The organism is Mycobacterium sp. TH-M116 (assembly GCF_057473685.1).
The window spans coordinates 1-1,894 of the sequence record NZ_JBYCLC010000282.1 but is presented as its reverse complement, the minus strand read 5'-3'; the positions used below and the strand labels follow the sequence as shown (position 1 = coordinate 1,894).

At 69.1% G+C, this 1,894-nt stretch carries 2 protein-coding genes; both read right to left on the bottom strand.

The window, feature by feature from the left end:
- Positions 1-299 precede the first annotated feature (299 nt).
- Positions 300-1,730, bottom strand: a complete 1,431-nt coding sequence (locus AC2VOK_RS14065; protein ID WP_428901031.1) for a class II fumarate hydratase — start codon at positions 1,728-1,730, stop codon at positions 300-302.
- Positions 1,731-1,787: 57 nt separating this feature from the next.
- A partial coding sequence (locus AC2VOK_RS14060; protein WP_428901032.1) for a hypothetical protein occupies positions 1,788-1,894 on the bottom strand: 107 nt, incomplete at its 5' end.

Below are 1,894 nucleotides of genomic sequence, written 5' to 3'. Positions count from 1 at the left end.
CACGGGTGGTACGGGCGGTGCGGGCGGCACGACCGGCGGTGCCGGCGGGACCGGCGGAACCGGCGACCCCACCGGCACCGCAGGCACGCAGGGCGCCGCGGGCACGCAGGGCGCCGCGGGCACGGACAGCTAACGCGGCGTGCCCGGCACGCTCTGACGACTGGGCCCGCCAGGCTGCTTCCGGAATGTGCGGCGGGGCATCCACCGTGGTGCGAGGCCGCTCCGAGGCCGCTCCGAGGCCGCTCCGAGGCCTACTTCTCGGCTGCGGCGGGTGAGGAGGCCGGGTCAGACTGGCCGGGTCAGGACCCGTCCGGCGTGGCCTCGGCTTCGACTTGGGCCATCGCCAGCACGTCGAGGCGGCGGTCCAACTCCTCGATGGAGAGCTTGTCTCCGATCAGGCCGCGGTCGATCACGGTTTGCCGAATTGTCTTGCGCTCCTTGAGTGCCTGTTTGGCCACCGCCGCGGCCTCCTCGTAACCGATCACCGAATTCAACGGCGTCACGATCGACGGGGAGGACTCGGCCAGCTCCCGCAGATGCTCGACGTTGGCCGTCAGGCCGGCAATGCAGCGCTGCGCGAACAGCGTCGACACGTTGGTCAACAGCGTGAACGATTCCAGAATGTTGCGCGCCATCATCGGGATGTAGACGTTGAGCTCGAAAGCGCCGTTCGCCCCGCCCCAGGCGATCGCGGCGTCGTTGCCGATCACCTGCGCGGCGACCTGCGTAACAGCTTCCGGCAGAACAGGATTCACCTTTCCCGGCATGATCGAGCTCCCCGGCTGCAAGTCGGGCAACCGAATCTCGGCCAAGCCGGTGAGTGGGCCGGATCCCATCCAGCGGACGTCGTTGGCGATCTTGGTCAACGACACGGCGATGGTGCGCAGCGCGCCGGAGGCTTCGACCAATCCGTCGCGCGCGGCTTGGGCCTCGAAAGAGTTTGTCGCAGTGCGTAACTGCGCGATGCCCGTCCGTTCCACCAGCACCGCCACCACCTTGGTGCCGAAGCCGTCGGGGGCATTGAGGCCGGTGCCGACCGCGGTGCCGCCGATGGGCAGCTCCCCGAGCCGGGGCAGGGTGGCGCGCACCCGTTCGATGCCGGCCTCGACCTGGCGGGCGTACCCGCTGAACTCCTGGCCGAGTGTCACCGGAACGGCGTCCATCAGGTGCGTGCGGCCCGACTTGACCACCGTCTGCCACTCATCGGCCTTGCCGGTCAGCGCGTTCTGCAGCACCTCCAGCGCGGGGATCAGGTGATTCACCGCGGCCTCGGTGGCCGCGATGTGGGTGGCGGTGGGGAAGGTGTCGTTCGACGACTGCGACATGTTGACGTCGTCGTTGGGGTGCACCGTGACCCCGGCCCTGGCCGCAATCGAGGCGATCACCTCGTTTGTGTTCATGTTGGAGCTGGTGCCCGAACCGGTCTGGAAGACGTCGATGGGGAACTGGTCGTCGTGGCGGCCGTCGGCGATCTCGGCCGCCGCGGCCATGATCGCGTCGGCCTTGTCCGGGGCCAGCAGCCGGAGGTCCTTGTTCACCTGGGCGCAGGCGCCTTTGAGCAGGCCCAGCGCCCGGATCTGGGCGCGTTCCAGCCCGCGGCCCGAGATGGGGAAGTTCTCCACCGCGCGTTGAGTCTGGGCCCGCCACAACGCTTGTGCGGGTACCCGGACCTCGCCCATGGTGTCGTGCTCGATGCGGTACTCGGTGTTGTGAGAGCCGTCGTCGGCCATTGCTGAAGGTCCTCGCTGGTGGTGGGGCTGGGCTGGTGGTGGGGCTGGTGGGTGGGTTTACGGCAGGGGGTAGGCGGCGGAACTGTCGCCGGTGAAGTCGATCGCGGAGTACTCGTTGAGCTTCGCGAGCCGGTGGTAGGCCTCGACCATGCGCACGGTGCCCG